15 protein-coding genes and 2 pseudogenes are annotated in these 18,298 nt (G+C 40.2%); 7 read left to right on the forward strand and 10 right to left on the reverse strand.

Annotated elements, in window-relative coordinates:
• Nucleotides 1–139: 139 nt before the first annotated feature.
• From M3226_RS05050 to M3226_RS05070, 5 genes are all read left to right on the forward strand, one after another.
• Entirely contained in the window at nucleotides 140–1,078 is a 939-nt protein-coding gene (locus M3226_RS05050; protein ID WP_251563176.1) for a substrate-binding domain-containing protein, read from the forward strand.
• Complete coding sequence (locus M3226_RS05055) at nucleotides 1,075–1,941, forward strand: substrate-binding domain-containing protein (RefSeq protein ID WP_251563177.1); 867 nt, start codon at nucleotides 1,075–1,077, stop codon at nucleotides 1,939–1,941. Before M3226_RS05050 ends, M3226_RS05055 begins: the two co-directional genes overlap by 4 nt.
• A 162-nt stretch (nucleotides 1,942–2,103) precedes the next feature.
• Nucleotides 2,104–2,802 (forward strand): ABC transporter permease, encoded by a 699-nt coding sequence (locus M3226_RS05060; RefSeq protein ID WP_251563179.1) that lies wholly within the window; start codon nucleotides 2,104–2,106, stop codon nucleotides 2,800–2,802.
• Nucleotides 2,799–3,572 (forward strand): ABC transporter ATP-binding protein, encoded by a 774-nt coding sequence (locus M3226_RS05065; RefSeq protein ID WP_251563181.1) that lies wholly within the window; start codon nucleotides 2,799–2,801, stop codon nucleotides 3,570–3,572. The genes M3226_RS05060 and M3226_RS05065 overlap by 4 nt, the downstream gene beginning before the upstream one ends.
• A gap of 131 nt (nucleotides 3,573–3,703) precedes the next feature.
• Entirely contained in the window at nucleotides 3,704–4,465 is a 762-nt protein-coding gene (locus M3226_RS05070; protein WP_251563183.1) for a (S)-benzoin forming benzil reductase, read from the forward strand.
• Between the two features lie 29 nt (nucleotides 4,466–4,494).
• Here M3226_RS05070 and M3226_RS05075 read toward each other — a convergent pair whose 3' ends face one another.
• The 3 genes from M3226_RS05075 to M3226_RS32185 form a co-directional block, all read right to left on the reverse strand.
• Entirely contained in the window at nucleotides 4,495–5,868 is a 1,374-nt protein-coding gene (locus M3226_RS05075) for a HAMP domain-containing sensor histidine kinase (RefSeq protein WP_251563185.1), read from the reverse strand.
• Entirely contained in the window at nucleotides 5,846–6,559 is a 714-nt protein-coding gene (locus M3226_RS05080; RefSeq protein ID WP_251563186.1) for a response regulator transcription factor, read from the reverse strand. Before M3226_RS05080 ends, M3226_RS05075 begins: the two co-directional genes overlap by 23 nt.
• Before the next feature lie 65 nt (nucleotides 6,560–6,624).
• Complete coding sequence (locus M3226_RS32185; RefSeq protein WP_285857722.1) at nucleotides 6,625–6,759, reverse strand: hypothetical protein; 135 nt, start codon at nucleotides 6,757–6,759, stop codon at nucleotides 6,625–6,627.
• 657 nt (nucleotides 6,760–7,416) lie between these two features.
• Here M3226_RS32185 and M3226_RS05085 point away from each other — a divergent pair.
• Both M3226_RS05085 and M3226_RS05095 read left to right on the forward strand, forming a co-directional pair.
• Nucleotides 7,417–7,530, forward strand: a pseudogene (locus M3226_RS05085) (two-component sensor histidine kinase); the annotation flags it as partial.
• Nucleotides 7,531–7,597: 67 nt separating this feature from the next.
• Nucleotides 7,598–8,757: pseudogene (locus M3226_RS05095) on the forward strand (IS3 family transposase).
• A 248-nt stretch (nucleotides 8,758–9,005) separates the two neighbouring features.
• On the opposite strand, the gene M3226_RS05100 reads toward M3226_RS05095, so the two are convergent.
• The 7 genes from M3226_RS05100 to M3226_RS05130 form a co-directional block, all read right to left on the reverse strand.
• Entirely contained in the window at nucleotides 9,006–11,444 is a 2,439-nt protein-coding gene (locus M3226_RS05100) for an immune inhibitor A domain-containing protein (RefSeq protein ID WP_374110549.1), read from the reverse strand.
• Between the two features lie 354 nt (nucleotides 11,445–11,798).
• On the reverse strand, nucleotides 11,799–13,301 hold the full coding sequence (locus tag M3226_RS05105) for a flotillin family protein (protein ID WP_251563194.1): 1,503 nt from the start codon (nucleotides 13,299–13,301) through the stop codon (nucleotides 11,799–11,801).
• A gap of 15 nt (nucleotides 13,302–13,316) precedes the next feature.
• Complete coding sequence (locus M3226_RS05110) at nucleotides 13,317–13,862, reverse strand: NfeD family protein (RefSeq protein WP_251563195.1); 546 nt, start codon at nucleotides 13,860–13,862, stop codon at nucleotides 13,317–13,319.
• Nucleotides 13,863–14,056: 194 nt separating this feature from the next.
• Nucleotides 14,057–14,791: an amino acid ABC transporter ATP-binding protein gene (locus M3226_RS05115; RefSeq protein WP_251563197.1), complete on the reverse strand. Its 735-nt coding sequence runs from the start codon at nucleotides 14,789–14,791 to the stop codon at nucleotides 14,057–14,059.
• A 24-nt stretch (nucleotides 14,792–14,815) separates the two neighbouring features.
• Nucleotides 14,816–15,514 (reverse strand): amino acid ABC transporter permease, encoded by a 699-nt coding sequence (locus M3226_RS05120; protein WP_144566855.1) that lies wholly within the window; start codon nucleotides 15,512–15,514, stop codon nucleotides 14,816–14,818.
• A complete protein-coding gene (locus M3226_RS05125; protein WP_251563199.1) occupies nucleotides 15,501–16,337 on the reverse strand; it encodes an amino acid ABC transporter substrate-binding protein in 837 nt (278 codons plus the stop codon). The genes M3226_RS05120 and M3226_RS05125 overlap by 14 nt, the downstream gene beginning before the upstream one ends.
• Before the next feature lie 149 nt (nucleotides 16,338–16,486).
• Nucleotides 16,487–17,914 carry an amino acid permease gene (locus M3226_RS05130; RefSeq protein WP_251563201.1) on the reverse strand — a complete coding sequence of 476 codons (1,428 nt, stop codon included), beginning with the start codon at nucleotides 17,912–17,914 and terminating at the stop codon, nucleotides 16,487–16,489.
• Between the last annotated feature and the right edge of the window lie 384 nt (nucleotides 17,915–18,298).

Here is an 18,298-nt window from a genome sequence, read left to right on the forward strand (position 1 = left end):
AGAGGGAACACTTAGTTTTTTTCTGAACGATTCATGACAATTCCAAACAAAACTTAACGAAACTTAACAAAACTTAACAAAAATCACTGGTAATCTGCTATTCTTTATATAAAATGAACTGGAAAAAGGAGGGTGAACAATGGATGAACGGGCTTATACTCCTGATGAAGTATCACAAATCTTTCAAATCTCCAAACATACCGTTTATGAACTGATTAAAAGAGGTGAACTTCAAGCTTTTAAAATCGGAAATAAAATGAGAATCGAGCATGTAGAACTCGAACGCTATAAAGAAAGCATGAAGGCGCCAGCTAAAAAAAGTGCTGATGCTCCCAACGTAATCAATATGCCAACAGTACCAATCCGCCTCTCCGGCAGCCATGATTTTCTTGTAGAACATTTTGCTAAACAAGCTGGAAGCGCTTTAAACCTTCAAATTCAGCCTTCCTTCATCGGCAGTTTGGAAGGTTTAATGATGCTTTACCGCGGCCAATGCGATATTGCGGCCATTCACCTATTAGACCCAGCATCACAAGAGTATAATCTGCCTTTTATCCATCAGCTGTTTGTCTATGAAAATATTGCTGTTATGAGATTTGCTGCCAGACAACAAGGCTTCATTATCGCAAAGGGCAATCCGAAAAATATCCATAATTTTACGGACCTGACTAGAAAAGATGTTCAGTTTGTAAACCGTCAAAAAGGGGCAGGAACAAGATTTTTACTCGACTCCATGCTTTCGAACCACGGGATTAATCCAAGTAAGATTAGCGGCTACGCAAATGAAGAATGGAACCATTTATCTGCTGCTTCCTACATAAATCGAGGCATGGCGGATGTAACGTTCGGCATTCAATCCGCCGCCAGTCACTTAGGTCTGGACTTTGTACCAGTTGCGCAAGAAAAATTTGACCTTGTTTTTCGTTTTACCCCAGAAAACAAGCAGCATTTACTATCACTAATCCATTATTTACAGTCCGCTAGCTTCAAAGATAGCCTGACAGATTTAGAAGGTTATTCAATTCAGGACTTAGGAAAAATTATCTACCAAACTAGTCAAACGGAGGAACTTATATGAAAAAAAATCGTTTAGTTTATGCCTTATTTGTTTTGATGCTTCTAGTTTTATCAGCCTGCGGAAACACCAATACAAAGGAAACTGCTACAAAAGAAAAAAAGACAGCTGCTAAACCGGCACCCACGGAAATGATTCTTGCCACTACAACAAGTACGCAGGACAGCGGCTTACTGGATGTCATTATCCCCATGTTTGAAAAACAAAATAATGTCAAAGTAAAAGTGATTGCTGTCGGTACCGGCGAGGCATTAACGATGGGTACGAAAGGTGAAGCAGATGCCCTGCTTGTACACGCTCCAGCTGCCGAGAAGGCTGTCGTGGATGCAGGAGATGCGATTAACTATAAGCGTGTAATGTACAATGACTTTATTCTAGTAGGTCCTAAGGAAAACCCTGCTGGAGTTAGCGGCGATGATATTGTGGCTGCCTTTAAAAAGTTAGCGGAAACCAAAGCTACTTTCGTTTCACGCGGTGATGACTCAGGGACCAATAAAAAAGAACTGGCGATCTGGACAACTGCAAATATTAAACCAGCAGGTAAGTGGTATGTTTCAACCGGACAAGGAATGGGACAAACCTTACAAGTGGCCGCAGAGAAAAAAGGGTATGTGTTAACAGACCGTGGAACATGGCTTTCCCAATCAAAAAATTTAGATACTTTAAAAATTGTCGTTGAAGGCGGCAAAGATTTAATGAATATTTATCATGTTATGGAAGTAAATCCAGAAAAACACGATAAAGTGAATAGTACCGATGCTAAAAAGTTTGTAGAATTTATGGTAAATCCAAAAACACAAGATGTGATTGAGAACTTTGGTAAAAAGGAATTTGGTAGATCCTTATTCATTAAATATACCGAATAAGAAATGCGAAAGCGATCGTTTAGCGGCGTATGGACTGCAGAACTTTGACTTATCGCAGGAAAAGGGCGAAGTACACTAGCTTTTGATCGCTGGAGCTAGACAATTCTCAAAGATCAGAGTTGATCTATTGTTACAATGCACACCCCCTGGAGGCATGACGTTATGGAATTACTACTAGATGGACTGAAAAAAGCAATAGAGTTGATCCTTTCCGGCGATCAGGAAGTGTTAGCAATTACCGGGCTGACTCTAAAGGTCTGTCTCATTTCCATTCTCATTAGTACCATCATCGGACTGCCCCTTGGTATGCTACTAGGATTAACTAGATTTAAAGGCCGCAAAGCTCTATTAATTTTCATAAATATTGGTTTAGGACTGCCTCCAGTTGTGGCCGGCCTCTGGATTACGATGCTCCTATGGCGCTCCGGTCCACTAGGAGATTTCTCCTTGCTCTATTCGCCGATAGCCATTGTCATGGCCCAAGTTTTAGTCAGCCTGCCCATCGTCACGAGCCTTACCTGTACAGCTTTTCAGCAGATCAGTGATAAGATGCTGCTGCAAATTAAGGCACTTGGGGCAACTAGAATACAAACATGGTTCATTCTGATCAAACAATTAAAGATGGCGATATTGGCAGCCATCATGGCCGGCTTTGGCCGAGTGATTGCTGAAGTAGGTGCCGCTATGATGGTTGGCGGCAATATTCAAGGTGATACCCGAATATTAACCACTACCATCGTCATGGAAGTTTCGAAGGGAAACTTTGACATTGCCTTAGCCCTCTCCTTTATTTTGTTGTCTGTTGCACTATTAATCACGGCAGCCTTAACATTTTTACAGCAAAGGAAGCGAATATCATGAACCCGTTAATTGAGCTAAAGAATATGACCTATAAGGTACAGCAGAAAACAATTCTTGATATTCCTTCATTCAAAATATATGATGGAGAAATTCTCGGGATGATGGGGCCGAACGGAGCTGGAAAAAGTACATTACTTAAAGTTCTTTCGTTCTTGGAAAAACAGTCAAGCGGGGAGATGGAGTACCGAGGGCAAACCGTTCCATCTGGACAGGGACCTCTGGATTTGCGGAGAAGGTTTTCAGTTGCCCTGCAGCAATCCCTTCTATTAGATGGAACCGTCTTTCAGAATATCGCTTTAGGTTTGAAATTACGGAAAGTTCCCAAAGCAATGATCAGTGAAAAAGTAACTCATTGGCTGGAGTTGTTTGGGATCAGTCATCTAGCCAAAAAGAATGCCCTCTATCTATCTGGAGGGGAGGCACAGAGGGTCAACCTTGCCCGCGTGATGATCGTGGAGCCGGAAATTCTATTTCTTGATGAACCATTCTCAGCACTAGACTTCCCTACGAAGATCCGCTTAATGGAAGATTTTAAAAAGATTATAGAAGACACCAAAACAACCGCTGTGTTTGTCAGCCATGATTTGATGGAAATTCATTATCTTACTAACCGTTTAGCGATTATCGTCAATGGTCAAATGAAGCAGTCAGGGCCAACCAGGTTGGTCCTTGAACATCCTAATCCTTCCACGCAATCCTTTCTAAATGAGTGGAAGAAATTCTATCCAGCATTAACGGACAATTCCTTTAAACAAGAAATAATGATTTAAAAGAGCGATACAGTTCCTTTTTGGGGCTGTTTTTTTATATTAATTTATAGTTGCCAAGATTTGCTTAATATTTTTTAGAAGAATAAAATAGGATTATACATAATTAAACTGGCTTTCAGGGGGAGTTTTCCATGAAATATGCAATCATAACCGGGGCTTCGAAGGGCTTAGGAGAAAGTATTGCGAAACGCCTGTTACAGGAGCAAATTGCAGTCGTCTCTGTTTCCCGGACAAAAAATGAGGAGTTAAAAAACTTTGCACGCGCAAACGGGATTGAATATAAACATGTTTCTTGCAATCTCTCATTAGAAAAAGAAATACAAGAGGTCTTCATGGAGATTTCCCATTGTATTTTTGAAAAACACCCAACAGAGATTCTTTTATTTAATAATGCAGGCATGATTGAACCGATTCAAAAAGTAGGGAACTTAGACCAAACTCCGGTCATTCGAAATATAAAAGTAAATCTGATTGCACCCATTCTAATTACTAATCTATTTTTAAGTAAGGCGCAATTAACGAATACAAAAGTAACCGTTATCAACGTTACGTCCGGTGCGGCTGTCCGCTCGATTGAGGGCTGGAGTGTTTATTGCAGCTCAAAGGCTGGATTAAATATGTTCACCCAAACAGCGGCAATTGAACAGGCAGAATTGAAAACGAATAATACCATTATTGGCTTTAGCCCAGGTGTCATGGATACGAGCATGCAGAAAACGATCCGTTCTTCCTCCGAAGATGCCTTTAAGGAACTTGAAAAATTTAAAGAATATAAAGAAAAAAATTTGTTATTGGAAACCGATGCCGTTGCTCACGCCTTAGTTGACCTAGTTTTTAGAGGAAACCCCGAAAGCGGAAGGGTTTACCATATTAAAGAATTAATAAATTCATAGGAAAAAGGCCGTTCACAACATTGCGGCCTTTACTCTTCCTGCGGAAACCATAAGGTAATGCTTGTTCCCTTATTGACCCTGCTCTTTACTTTTATTAATCCTTTATGGGCATCCATTAGGGCCTTCACAATGGAGAGACCGATTCCTACTCCGCCTGTTTTTCTGTCACGGGATTTGTCGCCTCGATAGAATCGTTCAAAAATATGGGGGATATCCTCTTCCGCCATACCGGAGCCTTCATCTTGCACCTTAAAACCAACGTACCCTTCTTTGTCGGTCACAACCGAAATCGTTACATTTTTCCCTTCCGGTGTGTATTTGAAAGCATTATTAAGCACATTTGATAAAATTTGCATCAGCCGGTCTTTATCTGCCTCAAATATTTCTTCCTGAAGGGGTTCTTCAATTTGCAGACCGACACCCTTTTCTTTAAAAATAGGTGAAAACATTTCCCATAAGGCCGCTAATACACTACCTGCCTCAAGTTCCATTTTATCAAGTCTTATTTGCGGATTCTCCGCTGCAAGCAGCTTTTCTAATTCGTTTACCAATCTTACTAAACGCATCAGTTCTTCATGACTTACCTGCAAACGCTGTGACGTTGGCTCCCAAATCCCATCCTGGAACGCTTCAATTTGACTTCTTAATGTGGCAAGCGGCGTCCGAAGTTCATGAGCGAGGTCGCCTGTAAATTGCTTTCTCAGGATTTCCTCTTTCGCTAATGACTCAGCCAAATTATTAAAGGAAACGGCAATCTGCTTGACCTCCGTCGGCAGACCTTTTAAAGGAATGCGGATATCAAGATTATGCTGCTGCAGCTCACCTGCTGCAAACGAGAGCTTCTTGAGGCCAGAAGTTAGTTTTTTAGAAAAAATCATACTAAAGATGACCGCTAAAACAATCGTTAAGCAAACGGCCGCCAATATATACAATTGAATGGTTTGAATAAAGGTGTATTCATCATCAATTAAGCCTTCTGGGTAAATCGCTACCAGCTTCCCGATAATTGCATTGTCAACTTTCAAAGTATAGGTTTTACTATGCCAGTTTTCACCATCTGGCTCTGGTTCCGTTAATCCAAAGCTATTTAACATGCCGCGGATACTGGACGTATCCATCTGCATTTTCCCAAATCGGTCATATAAACGGAAAAAAAGCTGGTCTGTCATCGCGTTTTCATGGAGCAGTCCATATACTGGGTCACTCGTGAAATGGCCATTTTTTCGATAGTCCTTTTCAATCTCGGTGATAATTCTATCTATCTTTTTTTCACGATTCCGATCTAAATAACTATTGAAGCTTTCTTCAAATCCATACTGGATAAAAAAACTGACAATTAGAATTCCAATCATCGAGATAAGTACAAGATAAAAAAGGATTTTAGACCGTAGCGTTTGCAGCATCTAGTACCCCTCCAAATTTATAACCCATCCCAAAAACAGTGAGGATAAAGTCCGGCTGCCGTGAATCTACTTCTATTTTCTTGCGGAGATTTTTGATATGTGTATCCACACTCCGTTCATAGCCTTCATAATACATGCCTTCATCCTGAATTTTTTCAAGCAAATCCATTCGACTGTAAACACGACCAGGATTGACTGCCATATTGGTCAATAATTTATACTCAATTGGTGTTAACGTCACATCTTCACCATTTACTGTTACTTCTTTTTTGACTAAATCAATGGACAGTTTTTTACCGTTAAATTCAAGGCGTTCTTCAACCTTATCTGCTTTTTTGACGCGTCTAAGAATCGCTTGAACCCGAACAACAACTTCCCTTGGACTAAAGGGTTTGGTTAAATAGTCATCAGCACCCATGACAATTCCGTTTATACGATCATCCTCTGCCGATTTCGCTGTCAGCATAAGGATGGGAACATCAGATTCTTTTCTCACCAGCCGGCAAACCTCTTCACCAGATATATCAGGGAGCATAAGGTCAAGAATCATTAAATCCGGTTCGATTGTTTTTGCCTTTTTCAAAGCATCTATCCCATTATCAGCACTATGGATTTCATAGCCCTCTCTCTCTAAATAAGCTTCGAGGACTTCTACTATTCTGCGTTCATCGTCCACTAATAGAATCTTCATGAATCATCACTCCTCATACCCTTACTATACCACCAGCGGTCTGTGATGTTTGTAACTTCATAAATTCACCACAACTTCTTCATAACATCTTCAATCTTTTTCGCTAAGATACTGGTGTAAAGAGAAATGACACCTCGAAACTCCCCAAAGTTTTCGGTGATCGGCTCTTTATCGATCGAGTAGATTGGTTTTTCAGCCATCTTACTCATCCCAAAATTAACCTCTCTACTATAAAGGGTGTCCCGGTCGTTGGGACACCTTATTTTTTTATATGGTACTGTTTGTTGACTTTTTTAGTGTGATTGGAGCGGAAGGCATTATATCCTGCTGAATGTAGGGAAAACTCCAATGCAGGCGTGGGAGCAACCCGGCAGCCTGCAAAAAGTACAGAGCTTTTAATTTTGAAAATTAACAAGGCATGCATTCAGACTCTCTTGAGCCCTTTTATGCCTTCCCTTGTCCGAACATGGCATGGGTTCGGACTGTTTCCTTATTTTTTGCCTCCTCTTGTCCGAAGGTGGCCTGGGTTCGGACTGCTTTCTTATTTTTGTGCCTTCTCTTGTCCGAAGGTGGCCTGGGTTCGGACTGCTTCTTTCTTATTTGTCCTCCCCTTGTCCTAACATGGCATGGGTTCGGACTGTTTCCTTATTTCTTTGCCCTCTCTTGTCCGAAGCTGGCCTGGGGTCGGACTGCTTTCTTATTTTTTCACCTTCCCTTGTCCGAAACGGTTTGAAGAGATCATCTAAAATCTGTACGATATCACAAGGAAGTATTCTGAGCCAAAAACGACTATTTTCAGTTTACGTTAAATCGAGCAGAAGAAATTAACACATAAAGGTTCAGGATGAAGGAAAAGGTCCTACGATGAATTACCACGAATTTTTGAACGGTTTTACAAAGTTGATGAATCGAGGGCCAGAGCACTCGGTGGATCGGGCCATGGACTATCAATTGTAAAACTGATGTTAGACTAAATTACGGACACGATAAATTGGGCATAATAGTAAAATTAACCAATTTATAAAGGACGTGTCGATAATGGGATCTCATTTTGATAAGGAGTTTAAAACTCAAGCTGCTCGATTGGTTGTGGAGGAAGGCAGAACGGCTACTCAGTTAGCAGACGAGTTAAATATTTCGTCTAAAACCTTGGGGAGATGGGTTAGGGTTTATAGGGATCAGAAGGAAAATGGTTTTATTGGTAGTGGAAATATACATCCAGATATGAAGACACAAAAAGAGTTAGAAAAGAAAATTGAGGATCTTGAAGAGGAGAATGCAATTCTAAAAAAGGCGATGCACATCTTCACCAAAAGCCCGAAGTGATTTATAGATTTATTTCGGAACACGATAAAACGTTTCGTGTGGTGAAGATGTGCAAAGTATTAGGTGTATCCAAAAGTGGTTATTATGGCTGGCGAAATCGCCCTTTGAGTAAACAGGCAAAGCGTCGACAAGAGCTCACGAAAGAAGTAAAACGTGTTCATGCAGAGTCAAATCAGGTTTATGGAAGCCCTAAAATTCATAAGCAGTTGGAAAATGAAGGAATAAAGACTTCTGAAAGAACTGTTCAACGAATTATGTCAGATGAATTAATACGTTCAAAGGCTGTAAAAAAGTATAAAGCAACTACAAATTCAGACCATGATGACCCAATATATCCAAATATAATAAATCAAGATTTTACCACTACAGCGCCAGGTGAAGTTTGGGTGGCTGACATTACTTATGTTTGGACAAAGGAAGGTTGGCTATATCTGGCGTCAGTAATGGACTTGTATTCACGAAAGATTATTGGGTTTAATATGGGGAGTCGTTTGACAAAAGAATTGGCTATTACAGCGTTAGAAAGAGCTATGATTAATCAGCCGCCTAGAGAGGGACTTATTCATCATTCTGATCGAGGAAGTCAATATGCATCAATTGATTATACCAATAAGCTTAAGGGAGCAGAAATAACAATTAGTATGAGTCGTAAGGGTAACTGTTATGATAATGCTTGTATAGAATCGTTTCATAGTTCTATAAAGAAGGAATTGATTTATCAAAAAAAATATAAAACCCGTGATGAAGCCACAATGAGCATTTTTGATTATTTGGTTGGATTTTATAATTCAAAACGGATTCATTCTACTTTAGGATATGTTTCACCAAATACATTTGAACAGCAGTATTTATCTAAGATACAAAAGGCTTAATTTTGACCATTTTCCTGTTAGACTAGTGAGCCTTTGGAAAAGGCTCACTAGTCTAACAGGTCAGCAAGCGAAGCGCGATAGGAGTTTTAAATAAAAAAGTCTCAATTTATTTTGTCCGTTTTCTTGACGTAGTACCAAACAGTTAGTTGAAGCTCACGGAGGGGTAATTGAAGTATCAAGCAGCCCAAATATTGGGACATTTATAATTAAAAAAGACATTGGGAAATCCCAATGTCTCTTTCTTTATCTTATTTGTGAATCCAAACGGCGCCAGCAGTGTTGTCTTTTGCTTCGCCAATCACTTGGACCTTAATAGGATACTGTGCAGGAACCTTAACTCCGGCATCAGGAATAACATTATTGATATAAGATTTTGTAGAATCAAATTCTGTTACACCTGGTAGACCTTTGTAATCATAGATTCCTCGCGTAGGTGAATTAACATACCATGCAGGTGACTTGTCTAACGAGAAGGCAGCATCTGCAACTTGGTAGCGAGTCGTTTGAGCAATGGAGTCAACACCATTTAGTTTAAATACTAGCGCTTCCGGATGAGAGTCTACTACACTTAGGAAGCCTTCACCTGGGTGAACGCCGCCCCAGTTATCAGTAAATGTATCATCACCATACCAAACTACTAAACCAGTATTATATTTTGCGTCACGAGAGTATTGAAGAGCTGTATCTGAGCCAGCGTAGTTTCTCCACTCTAGGTAATAATAATGTGGTTTTTTAATCAAGCCATCTGAGATTTCGAAACCATTAAGAGTTACTTTTGGTGTTCCCTCTGCATCATCAGAAAATTCAACTTGTCCATCAACGTTTAAGCTTAGGTTATCAAGCGCGAAACCATCTGGGGCAAGGCCGCCGTCGGTTACATATTCAAATACTAGTTTTACTTTCTTACCGGCAAAGTCTTCTAGGTTATATGATTTATCGACCCATGTACCTTTCGTTGATTCAAATGCGGAACCAGAACGAACTACGTCAGTATCATCTCCGATAAAATCTAGTTGTTTGGTTGTACCGTCATTTGCAACGGCTGTGACAGTCACATAATCATAATCAGTCTCAACTTCATAATAAGCTTTGAAATCAAATGTTGCACTAGAAGCTGTTGTTAAGTCCAATTCAGGGGTTTCCATTACTGTATCTAGGTTATCACCTTTTGTACTGTAATAGTATTTCGCTCCAAAAGCAGGTGCAATACCAGGAACTTTCTTTTCAGGCAAATTCACCTTCACGATACCCGGTTTTTTTGATTTCGTTACACTTTGATCGATAACTGTAGCTAAACCATTTTTATCAATATCTTCATAGTTTACTTCCGTAATATTAGCCCAGTTTCCGCCAATCGTTTTTTGATAGAATTCTTTCACTTGTGGCGAGAAGCTTGGCGGCTGTGTACCAGCTATATGACCGCTCCAGCTTCCGCCGCTCATGATTGACCATTGGGCAACTGAATCACCATTGCCGGTATATTGTGTATCATATTCATCCGGAGCACCTAAGTCATGACCATATTCGTGTGCAAATACGCCAACAGCTCCATCTTCAGGCTCAACCGTATAGTCATAGGCAGCCATGTTTCCGCCCCAGTAATCAACTGAAGCTGTTGTGTTGGCAACTGGATGAACTCCATCCAATGTCCAACGATGCGACCAGATGGCATCATCACCGAGAGCGCCGCCGCCAGCTTCTTGACCAACACCCGCATGAATTACCATCAAGTGGTCAACCAAGCCGTCTGGCTCGTTAATATTTCCGTCGCCATCAAGGTCATAGATATCTAGATTATCAAAATCTGCTAAGTTAATTCCAGATGCAACCGCTGCATCTAAGGAATCCTTAATAAGTCCGCGTGGTCCTTTTGTACCTGGCTTATTATCGTTTCCACCATCTGGGTTATCGCTGCCGTAATCAGCTGCATTTCCCGGTACAGTCAGCCAATTGGAAACAGTTCCGTCAACGGTATAGCTGCCGCCAGATTGTTCTTCATAATATTGTTTAAACGTTTTTACCTTGTCACCATTGAAAAGGGTAAAATCTTGATCACCAAACAACATTTTTTGGTAATGCTCTTTGCTGAAGTCATTTGACCACATATATCCTGGTTCTTGTACTACATTATTGTGCTTAAAGTCAGCATACTCAACTAAAAGAACGAGTACTTCATCTTTTCGAACATCTCCGTTATAAGCAGCCTGTTTCGCAGAATCTACTTTAACTGCCCCATTTGGCTTGCCCTTTTTGAAGTTTTCATGACCTTTGGCTAGCTGCTTAGCAAGCTTGTCCTTTTGTTTAGTTAGGAAGTCTTTTGCCTTTTTGTCTATCTCCTGCTGCTCCTTAGTTTGACCTTTTTCTGCCTTACCTGGCTTTTGGCCCTGCTTTTTCTTTATGTAGGCCTTTGCTGCTTTTGTAATTTCTGCAGGTGTTGCATTCTTTGCAATAAGTCCTCTTTTTTGCAGTGCTTTACCAAGGCGATCCATATCAACTACATTCAAATCGATTGGTGCCGATGAGACGGTAGTTGCTGCAGATACCGGCTTTGGTGCAATTGTGCTTCCAGCAAACGCGCCTGCGAACATGGTCGTAGCTACCATTGTACTCGCAGCAAGGCTGGATAAGACCTTTAAAGTATTTTTTTTCTTCACCTGTTTATTCCCCCCTATTTTTATATAACGCATTGTTCTAGAAGAACAGTGCTCTACCATTTTATCAGACTAGTATAAATATTGTAAATAATGGGAATATAATGATAAATTACTATAAAAAAATAGATATTTATTCCCACAACCATATTAACAACATGAAAAAATAGGTATAAAACCGCGCTAAAAATTCCAGTAAATATAACTTTTTACTCTTTTTCCCTCTTTTACCTATTTAATCTACTAAAATCTAAAATTCCGAAATTCGAAATTTGAGTTTTTAGTACTACTTTTGTCTATTAACAAATAATCCAATGGTAACACTAACCAATTTGTTCTATAAATGTACATAGAAAAACCTTATCAGCATTGTGATAAGGTTCTATAAGCTTATTCTGTTTTATTTTTTAGTTCGTCCGTTAATTCCTCAATGCTTTTTCTCACATTCGATTTTCCAGAGTAGTTTTCAATTAATTCCTTTACATCGATACCACTCGAAGCCTTCAAAGACTCCTGCAGGGTAGCCATTAAGTTGGTTGCATAGCTAGTGATTTTATTTGCACCGCCATTTCCACCTGTATCAACAACGGTAATTTTATCAATATTGGATAACGGGGCAGCCACTTGCTTCGCATACTCCGGAAGCATCTTGATAATCATATCCAAAATAGCCGCCTGACCAAACTGTTCGAAGGCCTCGGCGATTTTTTCTTTTGCCTCCGCTTCTGCCAGACCTTTTAAGCGGATTATTTCCGCTTCAGTGGAACCTTGTGCTTTTTGTGCTTCCGCTTTTGCCAAACCATCGAGACGGATCCGTTCTGCTTCGGCCTTTGCCATTGCTTCAATCCGGTATTTATTAGCCTCGGCCTGGGCAATTTCTTTCGCCTTATTCGCTGCGGCCGATTGCTCGACGGAATACCGATCAGCGTCCGCTTTTTTCTTTACTTCGGAGTCATATTGACGTTCACGGCGCAGGATCTCTTTTTCCTCTAGTTCAATTTGTTTTTGTCTCTCGATAATCTTGATTTGCATTTCCTGCTCGGTTACATCCTGCTTGGACCTTGCACTTTCCAAATCATACGCTTGGTCTGCACGGGCTTTGGCAATATCCTGCTCACGGCGGAACTCGGCTATTTTCAGCTGATTAATTTTCTCTGCTTCCGCAATTTCCGTAGCTCGCTCTAATTCATTCCGCTTCGCTTCCTTAGCTGCTTCTGCTTTTTTAATCCGCGTTTCCTTTTCTGCCTCTGCTGTCGCAATATCGGCATCCCGTTTAACTTGAGCAATCCGCGGTTTCCCAAGAGAATCTAAATAGCCGTTTTTATCACGAACATCTTTAATCGTAAATGAAACAATCACTAATCCCATCTTTGCTAAGTCCTGCGAGGCAACTCTTTGGACTTCTTGGGAGAATTTATCTCGGTTTTTATAAATTTCTTCAACCGTCATCGAACCAAGGATCGAACGTAAATGCCCTTCAAGTACCTCTCTTGCTTCGTTTTCACGGTCTTCCTTCGGTTTTCCTAGAAACTGCTCTGCGGCTGTCGCAATCTCGCTAATCGAGCCGCCTATTTTAATAATCGCCACTCCATCCGCCATGACGGGTACCCCTTGCTCCGTGTAAACCTCCGGTGTGGTTACTTCTAGTTTGCTAGATAGCAAGCTTAATGGTTTTGCTTGTTGAAAGACTGGTAAAATAAAACTCCCGCCGCCGCGAATTATCTTGATTTTATTACCTGATTCATCCACGTGGACATTCCTGTTCCCAAGGAAACTGCCAGTCACAATTAACGCCTCATCAGGACCTGCGGTTTTGTACTTGGTAATAAATACACCGATTAATGCCAGAAGAATAAGTACGACAACCCCAATAATAATCCAAATCATTCCCATCTTCTTAAAACCTCCCTATAAAGTGAATTTCTCTAATTGTTGATAAACGGTTACTTCTAGTACACCGTTTTTCACCTGAACGACTAATACCCTTGTCCCGTCCGGAATAAGATCACCGTCAAAGCTTTTGGCAGGTTTAGCAATCCGGCCGCTCGTACTATCAATCATCACCTCTCCATACCCATCAGCGGGAATTGGCGTTATGACAGTACCCACCCTTCCTTGTAAATCCGACTCTTTGTAGACAAGTGATTCCTCGGCTCTAGATACCGGCACAAGAACAAATACATTTAAAAATGTAACAACAATAAACGCAATCACTGCGGATATCCCGAGTATAAGTAAATAATGTAAGGAAGACAGATTTTCAAATAAGTATCCGCTCGCAGACAAAATCGTTACAAAGGCAAAAATTAATACCGGATTTAGAAAATCCAGACCTTCCCCTGCCCCATGAAAATGAAAGACGTCCGCAAACAATACGTACAACACAGTGATGACACCAGAAATAATTAAGGCGTATAAATAAATGGTATCTAAAGGAATGCAAAAAGGTTCCATTGGCATCCATCCTTATTTTTTTAGAATGTGTATAATGCAGGCATATTCTAGTTTAATAGGCGGTCATGTATAGATATTCTTTCTTACTTGTTTAATATACTAAGTAATACGAACTAGTAAAAGGAAAAGTTTCACAAATTTTAACTAATTTATCCAAAAATAAAAAGTGCCATAGCTACATGAGCTACAGCACTTTATTGAATCATATTCAAAAACTTTCTCGTCCGTTCTTCTTTTGGATTCGTAAAAATTTCGTCCGGTTTATTTCGTTCAACAACGACACCTTGGTCCATAAAAATCACTTCATCTGCTGCTTCACGGGCAAAGCGCATTTCATGGGTAACCACAATCATCGTCATTCCTTCTGCTGCGAGGTCCTTCATTACTTTTAACACCTCACCGACTAATTCTGGGTCAAGTGCGGAGGTAGGTTCATCAAAAAGCATAACCTCCGGCTCCATCGCGAGCGCCCTGGCAATCCCGACACGCTGCTGCTGACCGCCTGATAACTGTGCCGGATAATAGTCCTGCTTATCAGCCAGCCCGACTTTTTCCAGTAAAGTTTGTGCTTTTTTCCGGGCCTTCTCCTTATTTTCTCCCTTCACAATAATTGGCCCTTCCATCACGTTTTCAAGGGCTGTTTTATGCGGGAATAAATTATAACTTTGAAAAACCATACCGGTTAAGCGGCGGAATGAAGCAATATCTTTCTTTGGAACTGCTTTTGAGAAATCTAAACTTTGACCTGAGATTGAAATGACACCTTTCGTTGGTGTTTCCAACACGTTCAAACAGCGGAGCATCGTTGTTTTCCCGGAACCTGACGGCCCAATTACGACAACCACTTTACCTTTTTCCACTTCCAGATCGATCCCTTTTAACACTTGTAACTGGTCAAACTGTTTATATAAACCATTAATTTTAATCATGATAACACTCCCTTTTTCCTTAAGTTAAGCCCCATAGCGGCCCAGTCTCTTTTCCAAGTACCCTTGAAGGATGGAAAGGAAAAAGCAGATAACCCAATAAATGAGTGCTACTTCTGAATAGACTAATAAAAATTCGTAGTTGGTCGAAGCAATCTCCTGACCGCGGCGGAACATTTCCGTAACCAATACCAGTGAAGCCAGCGAAGTATCTTTAACAAGACTAATGAATGAATTGGATAAAGGCGGAACGGATACCCTTGCAGCCTGTGGCAATATAATTCTTCTAAGCACTTGCCAGTAGGTCATGCCAATTGAATAGCCAGCCTCCCACTGGCCTTTTGGCGTTGATAAAATCGCCGCTCTGATAATTTCGGACGAATAGGCGCCGACACTTAGAGAAAAACCAATGACCGCCGAAATATAGGGGTCTAACGTGACACCGAGATTAGGCAGTCCGTAAAAAATGATAAATAATTGCACAAGCAATGGAGTACCACGAATCGCAGAAACATACACTCGAGCGATGATTTGAAATATTCTTACCTCTGAAATTCGGGCTAATGCCGTAAGAATGGCCAGTATGATCCCAATCACAAATGAAATAAGCGTTAACGGGATCGTATAAAAAACAGCCCCCTCCAGCAGAGGCTGGAGGGAACTTTTTGCAATATCAATTAACCTTGCTGTTCGTTCCGGATCAGCAAAAATACTATTTAAGTACATCTTCACCAAACCATTTCTCTGAGATTTTTTTATAAGTACCGTCGTCAACCATCTCTTTTAAGGCTTTATTGACTGCATCAACGAGTTTGTCACTTTTCTTTCTAAACATAAATCCGCTTGAAGATGCATCATTTGCCGTTGCGGCAATCTTAATTGGTGCATCAGGCTTTTGTTTTTTATAGTCTAAATAGGTAAGTTTATCGTTAATCGTCACATCGACACGTTTTTGTACCAACAATTCAACGGCTTGCTGGAATCCTTCTACTCCAACAAGATTGGCTCCATATTTCTTTGCCATATCACCGTAATTACTTGTTAAAGATTGGGCAGCATTTAAGCCTTTAATATCTTCAAATTTTTTCACCTTAGTGTTAGAAGTATTGACAATAAGAACACCGGCTGACGTAATATATGGATCAGAAAAGTCATATTTCTTTTGACGGTCTGGGCGAATTCCAACTTCGTTCGCAATCATATCAAAACGCTTCGCATCTAAACCTGCAAACATAGCGTCCCATTGAGTTTCTTTATATTCTACTTTTACACCTAATCGTTTGGCGACTTCATTTGCTAAATCGACATCAAATCCAGTTAAATTACCGCTTGTATCATGGAAAGTGAACGGCGGATATGTACCTTCAGTACCAATGGTGATCTTTCCATCGTCTTGAATCTTTTTCAATAAATCTTGATTATCCGCAGTTTTCTTTTCTTCGGTGTTTACTGCTGTCTTTTGATCTTTTTTCTCATCTTTGCCACCACATGCTGAAAGCACAAACATAAAGCTTAAAAGCAGCGCAAAAATTACTGTAAGTTTTTTCATGTTAATAGACCCCCTAATTCTTACTATTTTTATCGGATTTACTAATTTTAGTACAACCTCTAGCAACTGTCAAAAGAAATGATTATATGAAGCATGATTATTTTACCCTTTTATAAAAAATAAAAACCTATCAGAAAAATTCTGATAGGTTAAGCAGATAATGCACGTTTTGTTTTTTGATTCGCTGCCTTTTTCTTTTTTGTTTTTGGCCGGTAGAAAAGAATACCGCTTGCAAGTAAGATCATACCATACATAAACGTTTTAAGATCTGCTGTACCTGCTATAATCACCCAAACGGAATAAAAGGTGGCCAGTAAAGCAATCATACCGTCTGCCATTCTCTGTTTTCCTTTGTATGTCTCTCCTTTTACCACTAACTTTAGCTGATAGACTGATGAAATAAGATACGGTACCAAATAGGATAAGGTCGCGATGACAATGATAAAATCAAATGCTCCTGAAATGGATTTTGAAACGGTAGAAAAAATAAATAGCTGTCCTATTCCATTGGATACAATCATTGAAAAAACAGGCAGACCCTTTTTGTTTTCTTTTAAGAATGCAGGCAGAAATAACCCTTGTTTCGCTGCTTGATAAGGAACTTCCGCAGTTAACATTAACCAGCCAATGGTTGAACCAAACAAACTAATTAATCCAATCCCTGCTAATAATTTACCGCCGATTGGTCCTAAAACTGTTTGAATAGCATCAATTAATGGTTTATCAGAATGAATAAGCGTGTTTTGGTCCAGCATTCCCATCACAAGGGTGCTAATACCAATATAGATACCCAGTGCAATAAATAATCCTAAAATGGTGGCCCTTTTTACATCGGATTGTTTTTTGGCACGAGAAGCAAATACGACGGCTGACTCTACCCCAATAAATGCCCACAAGGTATTGACAGCAGCCCCGTTAATTTGGCCCATAATACCGATCGCATGTCCGGCTTCATCCATTCTCGGAGCCGTAAATGGCAGGATATTACTCTGTTCAAACGCAAACAGACCAACAATTATGAAAAAGACAAAACCAGCTACTTTTGCTGCAGTAGCAAGGAAGTTTAATCTCCCCGCACTTTCCAAACCACGCAGGATAATAAAGTGGGTACCCCAAAGCAATAAGGAACAGACTAGAAATGTTAGTGCATTACCTACTTTTAGAGTGAAATGACCGATTGTAAACCAGTTTGCATCGCTTGTTAAGATTGGAAAAAAGGTGGATAAATATCCGGCAAAGGTGGTGATCATGGCAATGTTTCCAGCTAAGTTTCCAATCCAGTAACCCCAGGTAGACATAAATCCAGATAAAGTAGATGCATGAGAACCTGACTTAAATAGTTCTTTTGCATAGATTTGCGGACCGCCTGTCAAATTTGGTTTACGAATCGCCAAGCTGCCGAAAACTAGGGCCAGCATCAGAACGCCAAAGCCTGTAACGAGCCAAGCGGAAATTACACCGGCTGGACTAGCTGCTTCTGACAGCGAGCGAGGCAGCATAAAAATACCTGAGCCAACCATATTCCCAATGACAAGGGCAGTTAACACCCAGAATCCTAATTTATTTGATTTCTCCACGGTTATCCTCCTTGACGAACTTTTATATTAAAATAATGTTTTAAACGAATGAATATGAATAAACCTCATCCAATATAAAACCTATTGAGGTGTTAGTCAATGGGAAATTTTATCTCACTAAAGTATTACTATGAAAAAGCAAGGAACCTAAAAGTTATTGGTATATTGCCATAAACTCTATTGATTACCCTCGTGCCTCGTTTTTTTCTTTTACGGTCGTCAATAAGCTCTATTGACTACCCTCGTGCCTCCTTTTTAGTCAAGTCCATTAAATTGTGTAAAATTATCAACAATGAAATTTTTCGCAACGCTCATAATTATCGTAAGTGGACTACGCTATTTCGAATTTACATTGAGGGGCGGGCATGATAGCCTGGAGGGCAA

It is taken from the genome of Neobacillus cucumis (assembly GCF_023715505.1).